Here is a 20,615-nt window from a genome sequence, read left to right on the forward strand (position 1 = left end):
GGGGAGTCACCATGCCAAAACGTACAGATATCCAAAAAATATTAGTGATTGGCTCCGGCCCTATAGTGATCGGCCAGGCGGCGGAGTTTGACTATGCCGGCACGCAGGCGTGCCAGGCGTTAAAAGAAGAAGGGTACGAGGTCATTTTAATTAATTCCAACCCGGCAACCATCATGACGGACACCAACATTGCCGATCAGGTGTACATGGAGCCGCTGACGCTTGAGTTTGTCGACCGGGTGATCCGTAAAGAACGACCCGACGCCATCCTTCCGACCCTTGGCGGCCAGACCGGCCTGAATATGGCGATGGAGCTGCACCGCCACGGGCTGCTCGAGCGGTACGATATTTCCCTTCTTGGCACCGAGCTGTCCGCAATCGAGCAGGCAGAGGACCGGGAGTCTTTCCGGAACCTGATGTATGAGCTGAATGAGCCGGTGCCGGAAAGCACCATCGTGCACAACCTGCAGGAAGCAGAAGCCTTTGTGGAGGAAATCGGCTATCCGGTTATCGTGCGGCCGGCCTATACGCTCGGCGGCACCGGCGGCGGCCTGGTGGACAATCACGACGAGCTCGTGGAAATTGTCGGCTCTGGGCTCAAATACAGTCCGGTAACCCAGTGCCTGCTTGAAAAAAGCATCGCCGGGTTTAAAGAGCTTGAATATGAAGTAATGCGCGACAGCTCGGGGCAGGCAATTGTTGTCTGTAACATGGAAAACATCGACGCGGTCGGCATTCATACCGGTGATTCGATCGTCACTGCCCCGAGCCAGACGCTTGCTGACCGGGAGTACCATATGCTCCGTGACTCGTCGCTGAAAATCATCCGCGCGCTTGAAATTGAAGGCGGCTGCAACGTGCAGTTTGCCCTCTCCCCGGACAGCTTTGAATACTACATCATTGAAGTTAACCCGCGCGTAAGCCGCTCGTCGGCACTTGCCTCCAAAGCAACCGGATACCCGATCGCCAAGCTGGCAGCAAAGATTGCCTCCGGCTATAAGCTCGATGAGTTAAAGAATCCGATCACCGGTACGACGTACGCAAGCTTCGAGCCGGCCCTTGATTACGTAGTAACGAAAATCCCCCGCTGGCCGTTCGACAAATTTGAAGCAGCGAACCGCCGGCTCGGTACGCAGATGAAGGCGACAGGAGAAGTAATGGCCATCGGACGTTCATTTGAGGAGTCCATTTTAAAAGGCATTCGGTCGCTAGAACTCGGACGGGCTTTTCTGACGCACCCGGACTACGCAGAAGCCTCTGAAGAAAAGCTGATAGACAAGCTCATTCGTGCGGATGATGAGCGGCTGTTTTATATCGGGGAGGCGTTGAAGCGCGGCTATTCGCTCGAACAGCTGCACAGGTGGACAAAAATTGATTTGTTTTTCCTCGAAAAATTTGCCGGCATTGTCAAAGTGGCCGAGATGGCACGTGCTTATCCAAATGATGAAGAGATGCTCCGGATGGCCAAGACGACAGGAATCGCCGACGAAACGCTGGCAGCCTACTGGAATACGACAGAGAAACAGGTGCGCAGCCAGCGCCTCAAGCTGGGTATTACGCCGGTGTATAAAATGGTCGACACGTGTGCGGCGGAATTTGAGTCTGAAACGCCGTACTATTATTCCTCCTATGAGGAAGAAAACGAAAGCAGCAAAACCGGGCGTCCGTCTGTTATCGTCCTCGGCTCCGGCCCGATACGGATCGGGCAGGGCGTGGAATTTGACTACGCGACGGTTCATACCGTCTGGGCGCTGCAGGAAGCAGGATATGAAGCGATTATTATCAACAACAATCCGGAAACGGTGTCGACAGACTTCAGCGTGTCCGACAAGCTGTACTTTGAGCCGCTTACAGTGGAGGACGTGATGCACGTGGTCGATGTGGAACAGCCGGAGGGCGTCATCGTTCAATTCGGCGGCCAGACCGCCATTAACCTGGCGGACGGCCTTGCCGAGCACGGCGTCAAGATTCTCGGCACTACACTTGAAGACATGGACCGGGCGGAGGACCGGGATAAATTTGAAGCGGCGCTGCAGTCGTTGAAAATCCCACAGCCGCTCGGCCGTACAGCCGTCAGCACGGAAGAGGCACGGGTGGTGGCTGCTGATATCGGCTACCCGGTTCTGGTACGCCCGTCGTACGTTTTGGGCGGACGGGCGATGGAAATTGTCGGAAATGAAAAAGAGCTGCTTAACTACATGGAGCGGGCCGTACGCGTCAACCGCAAGCACCCGGTGCTGATCGACCGTTATATGGTCGGAAAAGAAGTGGAGGTTGACGCAATTTCAGACGGAGAGACGGTGCTTATTCCGGGGATCATGGAGCACATTGAACGTGCCGGCGTGCATTCGGGCGATTCGATTGCGGTCTATCCATCGCAGACGCTCTCGGAGCAGACGAAACAAACACTTGCAGAGCGGACGATCGCTATCGGAAAAGGCCTGAATATTAAAGGTCTGCTGAACATTCAGTTCGTCATACACGAAGATGAAGTGTATGTGCTTGAAGTGAACCCGCGGGCGAGCCGTACCCTGCCGTTTTTAAGTAAAATTACCGGATGCCCGATCGCAAAGCTTGCCACCCGGGTCATGGTCGGCGAAACTCTCGCTTCCCTTGGGTACGAAAGCGGTCTGCTGCCGGAGGCAGAAGGCGTTTCGGTCAAGGTGCCGGTCTTTTCCTTCGCCAAGCTCCGCCAGGTGGAAATATCCCTCGGCCCGGAAATGAAATCAACCGGAGAGGTGATGGGCCGGGATCAGACGCTCGAGAAAGCATTGTATAAAGGACTGATTGCTTCCGGGATGAAAATTCCAAATCACGGCACCGTGCTGTTTACCATCGCCGATGAGTGGAAAAAGGAGGCGCTTGCGCTCGCCAGGAGGTTTCATGCAATCGGCTATACGATTACAGCGACCCAGGGGACGGCGGCTTGGCTGAACAAGGAAGGCATTCCGGCTTCCTCGGTCGCAAAAGTGGAGGAAGAGTCGCCAAACATTCTGGACTTTATCCGGGAAGGCAAAGCCCAGTTTGTCATCAACACGATGGAGAAACAGAAAAAAGCAGCGGCGGACGGCTTCAGAATCCGGCGGGAAGCGGTGGAAAATGAAGTAGTATGTCTCACCTCACTCGACACGGCGGGAGCTCTGTTGAAGGTGCTTGAAATGATTACCTTTTCCACAGAAGCTATGCCTGCGATGAAAGAAGACCGTACAAACGAGGTGATGGCGTGATTCAAAAAGAATGGATGAGCGTCGTGTCTATCGACGAAATCGCAGCATCGATCTTTGAAGTTGTACTCGAAGGCGATATGCCGGAGCGTATCCAGGCACCGGGGCAGTTTGTGCATGTGAAAACGTCACCGCACGTCGCCCCGCTTCTCCGCCGTCCGGTCAGTATTAGTGAACACTGGCCGGAACAGCGGCGGATGGCGCTTGTGTTCCGGGCCGAAGGGGAAGGAACAAGCCGGATGGCAGCCTGGCGTGCAGGCGATGAAGTGGATGTGCTCGGGCCGCTCGGCAACGGATTTGATACGAGTGATGTGGATGAAGGAGAAAAGGCGCTGATTGTCGGAGGCGGCGTCGGCGTCCCGCCGCTGCTGGGTCTCGCTAAACAGCTCGCGGGCCATGGCGTGCGGGTGCAGACCGTGCTCGGTTTTGCCGATGAACCCAGTGCGTTCTTTCAGGAAAGATTCAGCGCACTTGGAGACTGCTTTGTGAGTACGATTGACGGCAGTATTGGGGAGACCGGGTTTGTCACAGACGTGATTGACCGCCGGGGTCTTTCCTACGATGCTATTTACGCCTGTGGTCCGCTGCCAATGCTTCGCGCGCTCGACAGCTCCTATGCGACCGCAAAAGGGAAGCTTTCCCTTGAGGAACGTATGGGCTGCGGCATCGGTGCCTGTTTTGCCTGTGTGTGTCACACTGCAGATGACCCTGACGGAACAAGCTACCGGAAGGTTTGCAGCGACGGACCGGTCTTTCCGTGGGGAGAGGTGGTGCTGTCATGAAACTGCATGTGAGCCTGCCCGGACTTGAGATGAAAAACCCGGTCATGCCGGCTAGTGGATGCTTTGGCTTTGGAAAAGAGTTTGCCCAGCTGTATGACCTCAATGACCTTGGTGCCATTGCGATCAAAGCGACTACTGAAGAAGCGCGGTTCGGTAATGAAACACCGCGGGTGGCAGAAACAGAAGCAGGCATGCTGAACGCCATCGGTCTGCAGAATCCGGGGCTTAAAGGAGTAACCGAACAAGAGCTGCCGTGGCTCCAGCAGTTAGACACGCCTATCCTTGCGAATGTCGCAGGAACGAAAATGGAAGACTACGAAGCGGTGGCGGCCGGACTGTCGGAATCCGGAATGGTTGCAGCGCTGGAGCTCAATATTTCCTGCCCGAATGTTAAAGAAGGCGGTATTACGTTTGGGACCGACCCGAAGCTTGCAGCAGAGCTGACGAAAAGGGTGAAGCATGTGTCTGATGTGCCGGTTTACGTTAAGCTGTCTCCCAACGTGACTGATATTACCGAGATTGCCAAAGCGGTGGAACACGCAGGCGCGGACGGCCTGTCGCTGATTAACACATTATCGGGCATGAAAATCGATCCGGCGACGCGCAAGCCGCTGCTCGCCAATGAAATCGGCGGCCTTTCAGGACCGGCCATTAAGCCGGTGGCGATCCGGATGATATATCAGGTGCGGCAGGTAACAGAACTGCCTATTATCGGCATGGGCGGCATTATGGGTATGGAGGACGTGCTGGAGTTTATGATAGCCGGGGCTGATGCAGTGGCTGTCGGAACAGCAAACATCAGCAATCCGTTTGCCTGCCCGGAAATTATCCAGGAGCTGACAGACTGGGCCGGCACTGAACCGGCTGCGGACTGGGCCGGCTGGAAGCAGGGCGGGGTGAAAGCATGAACGACCGTCCCCTGATTATTGCAATGGATGTGCCGGACAAAGCGGAGGCGGATGTCCTGCTTGCTTCATTTGGGCAGAGACCGCTGTTTTTAAAAGTCGGTATGGAATTATTTTATAAAGAAGGCCCGGCGCTGGTGGAGGAATGGAAAGCTAAAGGCCACCGGGTGTTTCTTGACTTGAAGCTGCATGATATTCCCAACACGGTTCAGCGGGCCGCCGCCCAGCTCGCCCGGCTGCAGGTGGATCTTGTCACGGTCCATGCCGCCGGCGGCAGCCGGATGATGGCGGGGACTGTAGAAGGCTTGGAGCAGGGGACCCCTGCCGGTCAAAAGAGGCCTTCCTGTATAGCGGTCACTCAGCTGACGAGCACCTCCGAAACGATGCTGAATGAGGAGCTTGGCATACCGCTTTCGATGAATGAAGCAGTGGCGGCTTACGCGGAGATCGCCGAACGGTCGGGGCAGGACGGCGTGGTCTGTGCCGCCGGAGAAGTACCTCTTATTAAAAGCGCCCGCAGCAGCTCTTTTATTACCGTGACGCCGGGAATTCGCGGGGCCGGCGAGGAGGCGGGGGACCAGGCGCGGGTAGTGACCCCGGGCACTGCCGCAGATCTTGGCAGTGACGCGATCGTCGTCGGCCGCAGCATTACAAAAGCTGCAGACCCGGCTGCGGCTTACGAACAAATGGAACAGGAATGGAGAATGCCCAATGCAGAATGAAGCACTTCTCAGCAGGGACCTGCTGACAATCGAAGCAGTGACTCTACGCCCGGATGAACCGTTCACCTGGTCTTCCGGCATCCGCTCCCCGATCTACTGCGACAACCGGCTGACGCTTTCGTATCCGGACGTACGGACACGGGTGGCAGAAGGGCTGGCGGAGCTGATCCGGACCAATTACCCCGATGCTACGATCGTTGCCGGAACCGCGACGGCCGGGATCGCTCATGCGGCGCTTGCAGCAGACAAGCTCGGCCTGCCGATGTGCTACGTACGCGGCTCGTCCAAATCCCACGGTAAAGGCAATCAGATTGAAGGGCGGGTCACTCCGGAGGATAAAGTCGTAATTGTCGAGGATTTAATCTCGACAGGTAAAAGCATGATTACGGTCCAGCAGGCGCTTCTGGACGCGGGAGCCGATGTGCTCGGAGCGGCTGCGATTTTCACATATGAGCTGGAGGAAGCCGGAAGGCAGCTTAAAGAAGCGCAGCTGCCGTCGAAAACACTGACCAACTACTCTGCGCTGATCCAGATTGCTGCTGAGGAAGGCTACGTGCAGGAAAAAGACATCGAGCGTCTGCAGGAGTGGAAGCAGGCTCCGGGGTCCTGGGCGTAAATACGATTTAAAAAAGCTCCTCCCGGACAGCTGGACTGTGCCGGAAGGAGCCTTTTTTTATTTTGCAGCGGCCTGAGCCCTGGCCCGGTTTTTCATTTCGAGAACGAGGCTTTCCTCCGGGGTGACAAACAGGGTGGACTGCTGGTCGTAGGTTACAAACCCGGGCTTGGCGCCGTTTGGTTTTCGGACGTGGCGGATCAGGGTGTAGTCGACCGGCACCGAGGATGAGGAGCGCGCTTTGGAGAAATAGGCGGCAAGGACAGCCGCTTCCTTTAACGTTTCCTCGTCCACGTCTGTGGAGCGGATCACCACGTGGGAGCCGGGGATGTCTTTAGTGTGCAGCCATGTGTCTCCGGCGTTTGCCACCCGGTTGGTGACGTATTCGTTCTGGCGGTTGTTTTTTCCAACCAGCAGAAGCGTTCCGGCAGAGGAAACGTACTGCTCGACCTGCGGTTTGGTGTTTTTCTTCTGCTTTTTCTTTTGAACACGCTTTTTAAGGTAGCCGCCGTCCGACAATTCTTCGCGAATGTCGTCAATGTCAGATGGGGCGGCCGTTTCGACCTGCTGAATCAGCCGGTCGAGGTAATCGATTTCGCGCCGGGTCAGCTTAATCTGTTTTTTTGCCTCGGAAAGCGAAGTTTTGGCCTTATTATAGCGTTTAAAATACCGCTGGGCATTATCTGACGGCGATAGTTCAGGCTCAAGCCCAATGGTAAGCGTGCCGCCCTCCGGATCGTAGTAATCCGTTACTTCTATTTCGTTTTCACCGCCGCGGAGCTGGTGCATATGGGCGGTTAACAGCTCCCCGTATTTCTGGTAGACGAGGCGGTTTTCGGCCTGCGTAATCGTCTGGCGCAGTTTTTTCAGCTTGCGCTCGTTTTTTTCGCGTTCGTTCTGCAGAAATCGTTCGAGGTCATGGGCCTGCTGGTGTACGCGATCGCGTTCGGCTTTGCCGTTATGGTAGCGGTCGAGCATGTCGCTCACTGAGGCAAAATTTTCTTTCGCACCGTCTACATGCGTAAGGTCAATGGCGCTGTAATATTCTTTATTCGCTTCGGTGGTCACAATCTGCGGCTGGAAATTCCCGTTTTTAACGTCGTTCATGAGCGCGGTAAACGTATCGGCCAGCTTCTGCAGCGAACCGAGACCGGCCCGGTGCGCGGCTTCTTTGGCACTCTGGGGCGAAATCCCTTCAAACGCCTGCATCAGCTGGCGGTCGAGCTTGCCCTGGTTGGCGTCCAGTGCTCTCAGTACGTCGCCGGCTCCGGCCTCGAGGGGATTCGCCTTATGCTGGGACGGTGGTCCAATATACGCCTGGCCCGGAAGAATCGTGCGGACCGTGTTCTGCGCCGGAGAAATATGCTTCATGCTGTCCAGAATATGCGTGCGGTCCTCATTGAGGAGCACGACGTTACTGTGCTTGCCCATAATTTCCATAACCAGGGTCCGCTCTGTAAGGTCGCCGATTTCATCTTTGTTTTCAATGCGCAATGAAACGATCCGCTCAAGTCCCTGCTGCAATACCTCCCGCACGAAGCCGCCTTCAAGGTGCTTGCGCAGCAGCATGCAGAACATGGAAGGCTCTGGGGGATTCTGGTACTTTTCGTCTGTCAGATGCATTCTCGACAGGGAAGGGTTCACCGACAGCAGCAGCTGGTGGTTTTTGCGGTTCGCCCGCACTGTAATGACCAGATCGGTTTTGTAGGGCTGGTGTATTTTTGAAATCCGGCCGCTTTGGAGCGTCTGGTGGACCTCCTGGACAACGGCCTGGGTCATGATTCCGTCAAAGCTCACGTTCGATCATCCTTTACTCGTACAAGCAGAAGAAAACCTTCTGCTGCTTGCGTTCTGTACGGTGGATTATAGCATAATGAAAAGCGCGCCGTCTTGTTTGCTGAATAAACATTGGTTGTGGGCCGGAAAGATATTGTTTACAATATAGAAGTACATAATGTTCGGGCCTCGCCGCGAAGCATCGTTTGTGACGCTTGAAATAATCGTGCTATACTGAATCAGGAGAACAACTCGTCAGGAACCGCAGAAGAAAACATATATGAACCATTTTTTCAGGCAGCAGCTAGAGGGATGGTCCGACCAGGAGGGGTAGTTTTGAGCATTAAGCTAATCAACATTGGATTTGGAAATATTGTGTCGGCAAACCGGATTATTTCTATCGTCAGCCCGGAATCAGCACCAATCAAACGGATTATTCAGGAAGCAAGGGACCGGAACATGCTGATTGATGCCACCTACGGCAGAAGAACGAGAGCGGTTATAATTGCAGACAGCGACCATGTGGTGCTTTCTGCGGTTCAGCCGGAGACAGTCGCGCAGCGGCTGCATACAAAAGACGATGATTCATCGGACGAATAAGATTGTGAAATGAGGCGTGTCAACCTATGAAAGATGATAAAGGATTATTGATTGTTCTTTCCGGCCCGGCCGGTGTAGGAAAAGGTACGGTTTGCGGAGCGCTGCGCGAAGAGGATACCAACATTGAGTATTCCGTCTCCGCCACTACCCGGGCTCCCCGTCCGGGAGAGGAGCACGGAGTAAATTATTTCTTTCATTCGAAGGAAGAGTTTGAAAAAATGATTGAGGAAGGCCGTCTGCTGGAGTGGGCGCAGTATGTAGACAACTACTACGGGACCCCGCTTGATTACGTCGAGGAAACCATCGACCGCGGCAAAGACATCATTCTCGAGATTGAAGTGCAGGGCGCAGAAAAGGTGAAGGAGCGTTACCCGGAAGGAACGTTTATTTTCTTAATGCCTCCGAGCCTCGCCGAGCTCCGAAGCAGGATTGTCGGACGCGGAACGGAAACATCCGAGTTGATTGACAAACGGATGACTGTGGCCAAAAATGAAATTGACATGATGAAGATGTACGACTATGTAGTGGAAAACGATGAGATCGAAAAAGCGGTCTCGCGCATCCGCTCTATTGTCACTGCAGAGCACTGCAAGCAGGAACGCCTGATTGAAAAATATAAAGAATTAGCGGAGGTGGAATAATGGCTTCAAACAGAAACGACGAAGGAATGCTGTATCCGTCCATTGACCAGCTGCTCGGTCATATCAATTCCAAATATACGCTGGTATCCGTATCAGCACGGCGCGCGAGAGACCTCGAAGAAATCGACGGGGCGCTTCCAATGATCGATAATGCAAAATCCGTGAAGGCAGTAGGTATCGCTCTCGAAGAAATCCAGGCCGGCGTGCTCAGCTACCGCCAGGGTGACTATAAAGAACATGACTACGAAGAATAACGGAAAATGAACGGGCACCAGATAAGAAGAAGCAACCTATGGGATCACGTAGGTTGCTTTTTTTAGCCTGGAAGGGCCTGTAAAAGGAGGACAAAGCTGTGAAAGGCAAAAAAATTGTACTCGGGGTCACAGGAGGAATAGCTGCCTTTAAAGCCGCGGCACTTGCAAGCAGGCTGTATCAGGCAGGGGCAGAGCTGCGTATTATTATGACTCCGGAAGCCAAAGAGTTTATCACCCCGCTCACATTCCAGGCACTGACCCGCTCAAGAGTGTACGATGACACGTTTGCAGAAGCCGACCCCTCGGTCGTTTCCCATATAGATGTGGCGGACTGGGCAGATGTATTTATTGTAGCGCCTGCGTCGGCCAACACGCTCGGGAAGCTTGCGAACGGACTCGCAGATGATATGCTCACTACTACAATGATGGCGACACTTGCCAACGTCTACGTGGCGCCGGCGATGAATGTCAACATGTATAATCATCCGAGCTTTCAGCGCAACAAAGAAACGTTAAAGCGGGACGGGTACCGGTTCATTGAACCCGGAGAGGGCTATCTTGCCTGCGGATGGATTGGCAAAGGCCGGATGGCGGAGCCCGAGGACATTATGCAGTTTGTCCAGGATGCCGAAGACGTCGGCACTCCGCTTGCAGGCAAACGCGTGCTTGTTACCGCTGGGCCGACGCATGAGCATATTGATCCCTTCCGGGTCGTTACCAACCCGTCCAGCGGAAAAATGGGTTTTGCGATTGCGGAAGAAGCAGCCCGTCGGGGAGCAGAAGTGACGCTGGTGGCAGGACCGGTGACGCTCTCCACTCCCGGAGGTGTCCAGACAAGGATCGATGTCGAAAGCGTGGAGGATATGCGCGAAGCTGTGCTGACCCATTACGATACGTCGGATGTGGTTATTAAAGCAGCTGCTGTGTCTGATTACCGCCCGGAGACCGTTTATGAAAAAAAGCAGAAGAAAAAGGACGACGGCCTTGAGATACCGATGGTGAAAACACCGGATATTCTCCACGAGCTCGGGGAGAAAAAGACGCATCAGCTGCTGATTGGCTTCGCTGCAGAATCGGAACGCCTTGAGGAATACGCAGAAAGCAAGCGGCAGCGTAAAAACGCAGATTTAATTGTAGCCAATGAAATCGGTAAAGCGGGGTCCGGCTTCCGTGCCAATGAAAATACAATCACCTTCGTGGATAAAAACGGAGCTGTTTCTTTTCCCACCCAGTCGAAGCACGAGGCAGCGGCAGAAATTATGTCCTGGCTGCAGAAACGAATAGGAGACGCGTAACTATGTACGCCAAAGTAATTGTTGATATAGCGACCGGCCAGACGAACCGGGCTTTTGATTATCAGATTCCGGCTTCACTCGAAATGCTCGCGCGCCCCGGATCGAGAGTGACGGTGCCGTTTGGTGCCCGGAAAATTCAGGGGTTTATCTGGCGGATCGAAGACAAAACAGAGCTTGCCCGGGTCAAGCCGATTACAGACGTGCTCGATCCTCATCCGGTGCTCACGCAGGAACTGCTTGAGCTCGGAGAGTATCTGGCAGTGGAAACGGTCTGTTTTTTAATTACGGCCTATCAGTCAATGATACCGGCAGCTATCCGGGCAAAGCCAAAAAAGAAGATTGAGCTGCTCGTATCCACGGAGACCCTGCCGCCGGTACTGCAGGCAGTGTTTCAGAAGCAGACGACGATCGACTGGAAGGACCTCCCGGACGATAAAGCAGTGATGCAGCATGTGCAGGAAGCTGTCCGGCATGAACAGATCCGGATCGATTATCAGGTGAAGGATCAGACGAAAAAACAGACGAAGCGGATGCTGAAGCTTCATCCGGAGCACCGGACGCATGCAGCTTCTCTTACGGCGAAAGCGAAAAAACAGCTGGAGCTGTATGACTGGTTTCTTTCGATCGGAGACGAAGAAGCGGCTGTACCCGCGGCCCAGCTGCTGCATGAGCAGACGGCGAGCCGGGCGGTCATTCAGGGTCTCGTGGAAAAAAACATCCTTATGGAACGGAACCAGGAATCGTACCGGGACCCGTTTGAAGATCGCTCGTTTGAAGCGACCCCTCCGCAGGAGCTCACCCGGGACCAGCAGCGGGCACTTGACCCGATTACGGAAAAAACGTCGCGGGAGAAGCACCATACGTTTTTGCTGCACGGGGTCACCGGAAGTGGAAAGACGGAAGTGTACCTGCAGGCCATTGACCGCGTGCTGCAGCAGGGACGGGAGGCGATTGTGCTTGTACCGGAAATTTCGCTTACACCGCAAATGGTTGAACGCTTTAAAGGACGGTTCGGAGACCAGGTGGCGGTGATGCACAGCGCACTCTCAAGAGGGGAGCGTTACGACGAATGGCGCAGGGTACATGCCGGAGACGCGAAAGTGGCGGTCGGAGCGCGGTCGGCGATTTTTGCCCCCTTCAAAAATGTCGGTCTGATTATTATTGATGAAGAGCACGAAGGCAGCTACAAGCAGGAGGACCACCCCCGGTATCACGCCCGGGAGGTGGCGATCTGGAGAGGCATATATCACGGAGCGCCGGTCGTATTAGGGAGTGCCACGCCGTCGTTGGAATCTTACGCCCGTGCCGGCCGGGAGGTTTATCAGCTGCTTGAAATGCCGGAGAGAATCAACCAGAAACAGCTGCCTGCCATCGACGTGGTGGATATGCGAGACGAGCTGCATAAAGGCAACCGATCGGTATTTTCCGAAACGCTGCTTGAAAAGCTGAAGGACCGTCTGGAAAAAGGGGAGCAGAGCATTCTGTTTTTAAATCGTCGCGGCTACTCCTCGTTTGTCATGTGCCGTTCATGCGGCTATACTGCCGAATGCCCGCACTGTGAAATTACCCTCACGTACCATCAGACAAAGCATCAGCTGAAGTGCCACTACTGCGGCTATGAAGAAGCAATGCCTGCGACGTGCCCTTCCTGTGAAAGTGAACAGATCCGCTATTTCGGCACAGGCACCCAGAAGGTGGAGGAAGAGCTGACGAAGGTGCTGCCGGAGGCCAGGATTATCCGGATGGATATGGACACCACCACGAAAAAAGGGTCCCATGAGCAGATGCTTCGCCGGTTTGGAAACGGAGAGGCGGACATTCTGCTCGGCACCCAGATGATTGCCAAAGGCCTGGACTTTCCAATGATCACGCTGGTCGGCGTGCTTGCAGCGGATACAATGCTGCATCTGCCCGATTTCCGGGCGCCGGAGCGGACCTTTCAGCTGCTTACCCAGGTGAGCGGACGGGCCGGCCGGGACAAGCTGCAGGGCGAAGTAGTGATTCAATCCTACAGCCCCGATCATTACAGCATTCAGTTTGCCAAAAATCATGACTACCCTTCGTTCAGCCGGCATGAAATGGGCCAGCGCAAGCGGGGTGGGTACCCGCCGTACTACTATTTAACGATGGTCAATGTCTCTCACGAAGAGATCGGCGTAGCGCTGAAAACCGCTGAAAAAGTGACGAGCCGGCTGCGGGAGGAACTGTCGCCGCAGGCAAAAATTCTCGGACCGACCGTTTCTCCAATTGCAAGGATCAAGGATAGATATCGGTACCAATGCATGATAAAATACAGGGATGAGCCTGAATTAACGAAAATCCTGAATGATATTGCTGTACATTATCAAAAAGAAACAGCCCAGGATAAGCTGTTTATTACGATTGATATGTACCCGCAGTTGTTTCTATAAGGTAAACGCCAGCCCCGCTGCTTCGATAGTGACCGACGCACGGGGCTGTGTATTGTGAAAAGAGGGAGAAATATGAACATTTTATTTATGGGAACACCGGACTTTTCAGTCCCGATCCTGCGGCGTCTGCTTGAAGAGGGCTATACGGTAACTGCGGTGGTTACTCAGCCTGACCGTCCGAAAGGAAGAAAAAAAGAGCTGACCCCGCCGCCGGTCAAAGCAGAAGCGGAAGCGTGGAAGCTTCCTGTATTGCAGCCGGAGAAGCTGAAAAATGAAGCCTCTTTAAACGAAGTGCTCGCAGAAAAGCCGGATCTGATTATTACAGCGGCCTTCGGCCAGATTCTGCCGAAGAAGCTTCTCGAAGCCCCGTCCATTGCAGCGGTGAATGTGCACGCTTCCCTGCTTCCTGAATACCGCGGAGGCGCCCCGATTCACCAGGCGGTCATCGATGGCCGGGAAAAAACAGGCGTCACGATTATGGATATGGTGTCGAAGCTTGATGCCGGCGACATCATCCGTCAGCAGGAAGTGACGATTGAATGGGAGGATACGGTCGGGGATGTGCATGACAAACTGAGCATCGTCGGAGCAGATCTTTTGATCGAAACGCTGCCCGCGGTTATTGACGGGACGGCGGAACGGACTCCGCAGAATGAAAAGGAAGCAACGTTTGCGTCAAATATCCAGCGCGGTCAGGAAAGAATCGACTGGAAGCAGAGCGGCCGCTCGATCTATAACCAGATCCGCGGAATGAACCCGTGGCCGGTGGCCTATACAGAGAAAGACGGAAAGTCGATCAAACTGTGGCGGGCTGAATGGATTGACGCGTCCGTCAGTGCTGAAGGGGGCACCATTACCGCTATCGCGGATGACTACATTGATGTGGCAGCCGGTGACGGCACGGCGGTCCGGCTGTGGGAGATTCAGCCGGCCGGAAAAAAACGGATGAAAACGGCCGAATTTTTGCGCGGCAGCCACGGCTGGTCCAAAGGAGAGAATTTTAATGAATAAAACGGAGCCTTCCTATTCCCTCCGCTATACAGCCGCTGCCCTGCTCGAGCGGGTGGAGACCGGCCAGGCCTTCAGCCACCTGCTGCTCCATCACGAGCTCGCCGGGAAAGCATGGTCGAGGGAGGACGCCGGGCTGCTGACCGAAATTGTTTACGGCACCCTCCGCCGCCAGAACACCCTCGATTACGTGCTCGGGGTTTTTGTCAACAAACCGATCGCCAGGCTTGACGCCTGGGTACGTGTACTGCTGCGCATGAGCGTGTATCAGATGCGTTACCTTGACCGGGTGCCGGACCACGCCGTTGTGGATGAGGCGGTAAAAATCGCGAAGCAGCGGGGCAACAAAGGGGTGAGCGGTTTTGTGAACGGGGTGCTACGCTCCCTGCAGCGCAAAGGCTTTCCCGACACCTCCGCTATCGACAATAAGGAGGAACGTCTGGCCGTTGACTACAGCCATCCGGCATGGATGCTGAAGGAATGGCAGGCGGCCTACGGAGAAGAAACAGCCCTCCGTATTGCCGAAGCAAATAACGTCACACCAAAAACGAATGTGCGGGTCTCCCCGGAGGCTGAACTCGAAGACGTGCGGGAAATGCTCGAGCAGGAAGGCATTCAGACAACCAGGGGCGTTATTGCGGAGAAAGCATTAATTGTGGAAAAAGGGAATGTTCTCGTCACCGAAACGTACCAGAACGGCTATATAACGGTGCAGGACGAAAGCTCCATGAAAGCCGGCGAAGCACTGATGGTCGAAGAAAACATGGACGTTCTCGACGCCTGCGCCGCCCCGGGCGGAAAATCAACAGATGCTGCCGAACGGACCGGCCCGGGCGGAAGCGTGGCCGCCCATGACCTGAGTGCAAAAAAGCTTACCCAGATTGAAGAACAGGTGGCAAGACTGCGGCTTGAAAATATTGAAACCGCCGCCGGGGATGCACGTCAATTGACAACAACTTTTCCGGCGCGTACATTTGACCGGGTGCTCGTCGATGCTCCGTGCAGCGGACTTGGCGTTATCCGGAAAAAGCCCGAGCAGAAATGGGCCAAAAAAGCAGAGGATTTTGAACGTCTGCCGGAGATACAGCACGAAATATTGAATGAAGCTGTAAGTATGTTACGATTTAATGGAAGGATTGTGTACAGCACATGTACAATTCGTCCAGAAGAGAACGAACAGGTGTGGGAAGCGTTTTTGCACCGGCATCCAGAACTCTCGCCAGACCATGAATTGACCGACAAACTAAAACTTTCAGAAATAGAGCATTTTTCCAGCGACTACGGATGGTGCACGATTCTTCCCCACGAATACGGCACAGACGGATTTTTCATTGCCGCGGCGGTAAAAAATAATCAGGAAGAAACGGAAGGAGCATAAGCATGCAGATTTTAAAAAAGGAGGCGCCTGCCCCGCAAACGGACAGCCCCTCCATGTACAGCTTGAAATACGAGGAACTTGAACAATGGTTAAAAGAGAACGGGGAACCGGCATTCCGCGCGAAGCAGCTGTTTGAATGGATGTATCAAAAGCGCGTGACCTCATTTGAGGAAATGACCAACATCCCGAAAACGCTTCGCGAAAAGCTCGAGAGCACGTTTACACTGACGACGTTAAAAGAGGTCATCCATCAGCAGTCCCAGGACGGCACAATTAAGATTTTGTTTGAACTGCAGGACGGCTATACGATTGAAACCGTACTGATGAAGCATGACTACGGCTACAGCGTCTGTGTAACCACCCAGGTAGGCTGCCGGCTCGGCTGTACCTTCTGTGCTTCCACGCTCGGAGGCCTGAAAAGAAACCTTGAAGGCGGGGAAATTACCGCTCAGGTGCTTGAATCCCAGCGTCTGCTTGATGAAAGAGACGAGCGCGTCAGTTCTATCGTCGTCATGGGGATCGGCGAGCCGTTCGATAACTACGACGGCCTGATGAACTTTCTGCGCGTGGTCAATCACGACGACGGCTTAAACATCGGTGCACGCCATATTACCGTTTCCACAAGCGGGGTTGTGCCGCGTATTTATGACTTTGCCAATGAAAACATGCAGATCAATTTCGCGGTATCCCTCCACGCAGCAAACACAGAAACCCGGAGCCGGCTGATGCCGATCAACCGCGCATGGGATGTGTCGGAGCTGATGGATTCGATCCGTTACTATCAAAAGAAAACGAACCGCAGAATCACATTTGAATACGGCTTATTCGGCCAGGTCAACGATCAGAAAGAGGATGCAGACGAGCTCGCCGACCTGATCGGTGATTTGAAATGCCACGTCAATCTGATTCCTGTGAACGACGTGCCGGAAAGAAACTACGTGCGCACCACAAGAAACGACATTTTTGCGTTTGAAAAAGCATTAAAAGACCGCGGGGTGAACGTAACGATCCGGCGTGAGCAGGGGCACGATATCGATGCAGCCTGTGGACAGCTGCGTGCCAACCAGCGGAAAGAAGAAACGGAGGCAAATTCCGAGTGAACCATATGTTCTTGACAGACCGGGGGAAACTCCGTCCTCATAACGAAGATACCGGAGGCATTGTCACGCATGCTTCCGGCATTGTTTTAGCTGTCGTTGCCGATGGAATGGGCGGACATTCGGCTGGGGATGTGGCAAGCGCCATGGCCTATCAGACATTAAAGGACGCATGGGAGGAAAACCCGTCGGTCGATTCAATTGAAGAGGCATCCGAGTGGCTGACTGACAATATGATAAAAGCAAATGAAGCTATCATTCGCCATGCCAGGCATTATCCGGAGCATGCGGGAATGGGGACGACCCTTGTCGCGGCCATCTGCCACCCGTCGTTTACCGTGACTGGAAATATTGGCGACAGCCGCAGCTACATCTGGACGGACCGTACTATTCAACAGCAGAGTGAAGACCATTCCCTCGTGCAGGAGCTGTACAACAAAGGACAGATTTCAGCACTCGAAGCACAGTCGCATCCGCAGAAAAATATATTAACGAAAGCACTCGGCACGGACCGCGGCCTTTCCCCTGACATTTATACGTACGAATGGGGCGAAGGGGACGGCGTGCTTCTTTGTACCGACGGGCTGACCAACAAGCTCGGCGCCGAAGACATGGCCGGAATGCTTGCTTCTCACAAGCACCTTCGCGAAGGGGTGGAAGCGATGGTGCAGGCAGCCAACGACCGCGGAGGCGAAGACAATATAACGATTGCGGTGGTTATGCGGGAGGAAGAGGTATGGACCAACTGATCGGACGCCGTATCAGTGACCGTTATCATATTAAGCGTCTCCTCGGAAGCGGAGGCATGGCATATGTGTATCTCGGAGAGGATATGATTTTGGAACGGCTGGTGGCAATTAAAATTCTTCAGCCGCAGTTTAACGGCGATGAGGAATTTTTGCAGCGGTTCCGCCGCGAGTCACGGGCAGCCACTATTTTGGGCCACAGAAACACGGTCAATATTTATGACGTTGGCGAAGAACGGGAACTGCATTATATCGTGATGGAATACGTGGAGGGCCAGACCGTGAAGGAAATGATCCGCCTGCATGGGCCGCTGCCGCTTGAACAGGCGGTACATATGACCAAGCAGCTGCTTGAGGCACTGATGCAGGCGCACAGCCACGGCATCATTCACCGGGACATTAAACCCCACAATCTTCTTTCCAACGAGCGGGGAGAAATAAAAGTAGCTGATTTCGGCATCGCCCGCGCTGCATCTGCTTCCACGATCACGCAGACCAATACGATGATGGGCTCCGTTCATTATATTTCCCCAGAACAGGCAAGGGGCGGCGTGGTAAGTGCGCGCTCGGATATTTATGCAGCCGGCATTGTTCTGTTTGAAATGGTGACCGGAGTGATCCCCTACGACGCAGAATCCGCCGTAAGTATCGCCTTAAAACATATCCAGGAGCCACTCCCGGACCCGGCTCAGCTGCGACAGGGACTGCCGCAGAGTCTGTCGAACGTTATCTTAAAAGCTGCGGCCAAAAGCCCGGACGACCGTTACGCGGGCGCCGAAGAAATGTATGAGGACATCCGTTCTGCGCTGTCGGACGAGAGAAGAAACGAACATCCTTATTTCATCCAGGAGGGCCATGCCAATTCCAAGGAGCGGGAATGGTCGGACCCCCAGGTGGCTGAAGAGGATACGATGGTGGCGGCGCCGGCTGTGCAGGAAGACGGACAGGAGGATGTCGGCCCGGAAACGCCGGCGGACCGGCCACCGGAAAAAACTAAAAAATGGCCTTATGTTGTGGCCTGTATAGTTGTATTTTCGGGGGCGGCATTTTTTTACTGGCTGCTTCCGGAAATGTTTGTCGTGAGCGGCACAACGAAAGTAATTCCGGACGTATTGCCAACGCAGACAGCTGTGTGGGAGGCGGCCTGGGCAGGACAGGATCAAGTATTACAAGAAGGGGCGAAGGTATGGCGACAGGTCGAATTGTAAAAGCAGTCAGCGGTTTCTATTATGTAGACAGTGAAGAAGGATATTTTCAGTGCCGGGGCCGGGGACTGTTCCGCAAACAGAAAATCAAACCGCTTGTAGGGGACTTTGTGCGGTTTGAAGCAGAGAATCATACAGACGGATACGTACTTGAAATTAAAGAGCGGTCAAATGAACTGGTACGCCCGCCGGTCGCAAACATTGACCAGGCGCTGCTCATATTTTCCGCTGTCGAGCCTGGTTTTTCCACCTGGCTGCTCGACCGTTTTCTTGTGCATGTGGAAAATGAAGAAATCCAGCCGGTTATTTTAGTGAGTAAATGGGACAAAGCAGACGAGGCAAAAAAAGAGACCCTGCGGGCCATTCAGAAGGATTATGAGGGTATCGGCTATCCGTTCCACTTTTATTCGACGAAAACAGGCGAAGGCATCGAAGAGGCAGCCGCTTATTTTCCGGAAAAGTATTCTCTTTTGTCCGGGCAGTCGGGAGTGGGAAAATCTTCGCTCCTGAACGCAGTAGCGCCTGATCTTGATCTCGAGACAGCAAACATTTCCGGTGCGCTTGGGCGCGGAAAGCATACGACAAGGCATGTGGAGTTTTTGCGGGTGAATAACGGATGGGTGGCAGATACGCCAGGGTTCAGCTCGCTTGATTTTGGTTCAATTACAGCCGAAGACCTCGATATCTGTTTTCCGGAAATGCGGGCAAGAATGCCTGACTGCAAGTTCCGCGGATGCTCCCACCGGCAGGAGCCGGGCTGTGCCATACGGCTTGACGTGGAGGAAGGACGCATTCCTTCCCACCGCTACGAGCATTACAAACAGTTCCACGAAGAAATTTCATCCACGCCGAGGAGGTATTAATGATGATAAAAATAGCGCCTTCGATCCTATCAGCTGATTTTGCGGAATTGGGCCGGGCGGTGAAGGAAATTGACGAAGCAGGTGCGGATTATATACATATCGATGTCATGGACGGCCACTTCGTTCCGAATATCACGTTCGGGCTTCCGGTCATTGAGGCGATTCGTCCGTACAGCGACAAACCGTTTGATGTGCATTTGATGATTGAAAAGCCGGAACGCTATATCGAGGATTTTGCCCGTGCAGGAGCCGACATTATTTCAGTGCATGTGGAAGCGTGTCCCCACGTGCACCGTACGATCCAACAGATTAAAGAAGCAGGCTGCCGGGCTGGCGTAGTGTTAAATCCGGCGACACCGGTGGAAATGATCACCCATATTCTGCCGGATGTGGATCTTGTGCTTTTAATGACTGTGAACCCGGGATTTGGCGGCCAGGCGTTTATTCCAAACGTACTCGACAAAATTAGAGCAGTGAAAAAGGCGGCGGATGTCGTTAACCCGGAGCTCGAGATTGAAGTGGATGGCGGAGTCAGCCGGGAAACAGCCAAAGACTGTCTCGAAGCCGGGGCAAATGTGCTTGTGTCGGGATCGGCTCTCTTCAAGCAGGAGAATAAAGCGAAGGCGATCGAAGAATTAAAGCAGTAGATAATATTATTATGTAAACTAAAAACATTCATAAAAAAAGCGGCTCCCTGGCCGCTTTTTGCTTTATACGCGTGTGACTTTACCGGATTTTAATGCTCTCGCGGAAACGTATACGCGTTTTGGCTTACCGTTTACAAGAATACGGACTTTTTGCACGTTAGCTCCCCAACGGCGTTTCGTTGCATTGTTGGCGTGAGAACGGTTATTTCCGGCTTTAGGGCCTTTCCCTGTTACATAGCACTTGCGGGACATATGCGGCACCTCCTTATTAATATCAAACAAAATTACCCATACTTAAATATAGTAGCACAGAGCCTGTACACACGCAATGTTGATTCGCCAAAAATACAATTATGCTTTTCATTTGAGCCAAACGTGGTTATAGTGATAATGGCATAGTTACTTTGAAAAGAAGCTGGAGCGTCCGGATACATACAGCCGGCGTCTG

At 53.7% G+C, this 20,615-nt stretch carries 19 protein-coding genes; 17 read left to right on the forward strand and 2 right to left on the reverse strand.

Translation table 11 applies throughout. The annotated features are described in order from the left end of the window. Positions 1-11: 11 nt before the first annotated feature. Genes carB through pyrE form a run of 5 tightly spaced genes read left to right on the forward strand, consistent with a single transcriptional unit; the run spans position 12 to position 6,249 of the window. Positions 12-3,227: a carbamoyl-phosphate synthase large subunit gene (gene carB / locus BLV22_RS00780; protein ID WP_091610237.1), complete on the forward strand. Its 3,216-nt coding sequence runs from the start codon at positions 12-14 to the stop codon at positions 3,225-3,227. Then, complete coding sequence (locus tag BLV22_RS00785) at positions 3,224-4,006, forward strand: dihydroorotate dehydrogenase electron transfer subunit (protein ID WP_091610238.1); 783 nt, start codon at positions 3,224-3,226, stop codon at positions 4,004-4,006. The genes carB and BLV22_RS00785 overlap by 4 nt, the downstream gene beginning before the upstream one ends. After that, positions 4,003-4,914 carry a dihydroorotate dehydrogenase gene (locus BLV22_RS00790; protein WP_091610240.1) on the forward strand — a complete coding sequence of 304 codons (912 nt, stop codon included), beginning with the start codon at positions 4,003-4,005 and terminating at the stop codon, positions 4,912-4,914. Before BLV22_RS00785 ends, BLV22_RS00790 begins: the two co-directional genes overlap by 4 nt. Beyond that, positions 4,911-5,633, forward strand: a complete 723-nt coding sequence (gene pyrF / locus BLV22_RS00795; RefSeq protein ID WP_091610241.1) for an orotidine-5'-phosphate decarboxylase — start codon at positions 4,911-4,913, stop codon at positions 5,631-5,633. Before BLV22_RS00790 ends, pyrF begins: the two co-directional genes overlap by 4 nt. Then, on the forward strand, positions 5,623-6,249 hold the full coding sequence (gene pyrE / locus BLV22_RS00800; RefSeq protein WP_091610243.1) for an orotate phosphoribosyltransferase: 627 nt from the start codon (positions 5,623-5,625) through the stop codon (positions 6,247-6,249). The genes pyrF and pyrE overlap by 11 nt, the downstream gene beginning before the upstream one ends. 57 nt (positions 6,250-6,306) lie before the next feature. On the opposite strand, the gene BLV22_RS00805 is transcribed toward pyrE, so the two are convergent. Further along, complete coding sequence (locus tag BLV22_RS00805) at positions 6,307-8,043, reverse strand: Rqc2 family fibronectin-binding protein (RefSeq protein ID WP_091610245.1); 1,737 nt, start codon at positions 8,041-8,043, stop codon at positions 6,307-6,309. A 315-nt stretch (positions 8,044-8,358) separates the two neighbouring features. On the opposite strand from BLV22_RS00805, the gene remA reads away from it, so the two are divergent. The 12 genes from remA (at position 8,359) to rpe (ending at position 20,167) form a co-directional block, all read left to right on the forward strand. Next, positions 8,359-8,622 carry an extracellular matrix/biofilm regulator RemA gene (gene remA / locus BLV22_RS00810; RefSeq protein WP_022792719.1) on the forward strand — a complete coding sequence of 88 codons (264 nt, stop codon included), beginning with the start codon at positions 8,359-8,361 and terminating at the stop codon, positions 8,620-8,622. 26 nt (positions 8,623-8,648) lie between these two features. Then, complete coding sequence (gmk, locus tag BLV22_RS00815; protein ID WP_091610246.1) at positions 8,649-9,263, forward strand: guanylate kinase; 615 nt, start codon at positions 8,649-8,651, stop codon at positions 9,261-9,263. Continuing rightward, positions 9,263-9,517, forward strand: coding sequence for a DNA-directed RNA polymerase subunit omega (gene rpoZ, locus BLV22_RS00820; RefSeq protein ID WP_319631344.1), 255 nt, complete (start codon positions 9,263-9,265; stop codon positions 9,515-9,517). Before gmk ends, rpoZ begins: the two co-directional genes overlap by 1 nt. Before the next feature lie 98 nt (positions 9,518-9,615). Beyond that, the gene (gene coaBC / locus BLV22_RS00825; RefSeq protein WP_091610248.1) at positions 9,616-10,812 is read left to right on the forward strand and encodes a bifunctional phosphopantothenoylcysteine decarboxylase/phosphopantothenate--cysteine ligase CoaBC; all 1,197 of its coding nucleotides are present in this window, start codon (positions 9,616-9,618) and stop codon (positions 10,810-10,812) included. A 2-nt stretch (positions 10,813-10,814) separates the two neighbouring features. Further along, positions 10,815-13,223, forward strand: a complete 2,409-nt coding sequence (gene priA, locus BLV22_RS00830) for a primosomal protein N' (RefSeq protein WP_091610249.1) — start codon at positions 10,815-10,817, stop codon at positions 13,221-13,223. 72 nt (positions 13,224-13,295) lie between these two features. After that, positions 13,296-14,234 (forward strand): methionyl-tRNA formyltransferase, encoded by a 939-nt coding sequence (fmt, locus tag BLV22_RS00835; protein WP_245723987.1) that lies wholly within the window; start codon positions 13,296-13,298, stop codon positions 14,232-14,234. Next, on the forward strand, positions 14,227-15,609 hold the full coding sequence (gene rsmB / locus BLV22_RS00840) for a 16S rRNA (cytosine(967)-C(5))-methyltransferase RsmB (protein WP_091610251.1): 1,383 nt from the start codon (positions 14,227-14,229) through the stop codon (positions 15,607-15,609). Before fmt ends, rsmB begins: the two co-directional genes overlap by 8 nt. A 2-nt stretch (positions 15,610-15,611) precedes the next feature. Next, positions 15,612-16,709, forward strand: coding sequence for a dual-specificity RNA methyltransferase RlmN (rlmN, locus tag BLV22_RS00845; RefSeq protein WP_091610252.1), 1,098 nt, complete (start codon positions 15,612-15,614; stop codon positions 16,707-16,709). Between the two features lie 5 nt (positions 16,710-16,714). Further along, the gene (locus tag BLV22_RS00850) at positions 16,715-17,455 is read left to right on the forward strand and encodes a Stp1/IreP family PP2C-type Ser/Thr phosphatase (RefSeq protein ID WP_245724012.1); all 741 of its coding nucleotides are present in this window, start codon (positions 16,715-16,717) and stop codon (positions 17,453-17,455) included. Beyond that, a complete protein-coding gene (gene pknB / locus BLV22_RS00855) occupies positions 17,443-18,660 on the forward strand; it encodes a Stk1 family PASTA domain-containing Ser/Thr kinase (protein ID WP_091610256.1) in 1,218 nt (405 codons plus the stop codon). The genes BLV22_RS00850 and pknB overlap by 13 nt, the downstream gene beginning before the upstream one ends. Beyond that, a complete protein-coding gene (gene rsgA / locus BLV22_RS00860) occupies positions 18,639-19,520 on the forward strand; it encodes a ribosome small subunit-dependent GTPase A (RefSeq protein ID WP_091610257.1) in 882 nt (293 codons plus the stop codon). Before pknB ends, rsgA begins: the two co-directional genes overlap by 22 nt. 2 nt (positions 19,521-19,522) lie before the next feature. Beyond that, entirely contained in the window at positions 19,523-20,167 is a 645-nt protein-coding gene (gene rpe, locus BLV22_RS00865; RefSeq protein ID WP_091610259.1) for a ribulose-phosphate 3-epimerase, read from the forward strand. A gap of 63 nt (positions 20,168-20,230) precedes the next feature. Here rpe and rpmB read toward each other — a convergent pair whose 3' ends face one another. Further along, positions 20,231-20,419, reverse strand: a complete 189-nt coding sequence (gene rpmB, locus BLV22_RS00870) for a 50S ribosomal protein L28 (protein WP_022792731.1) — start codon at positions 20,417-20,419, stop codon at positions 20,231-20,233. Positions 20,420-20,615 lie beyond the last annotated feature (196 nt).

This window comes from Marinococcus luteus, assembly GCF_900106595.1.
Lineage (GTDB): Bacteria > Bacillota > Bacilli > Bacillales > Marinococcaceae > Marinococcus > Marinococcus luteus.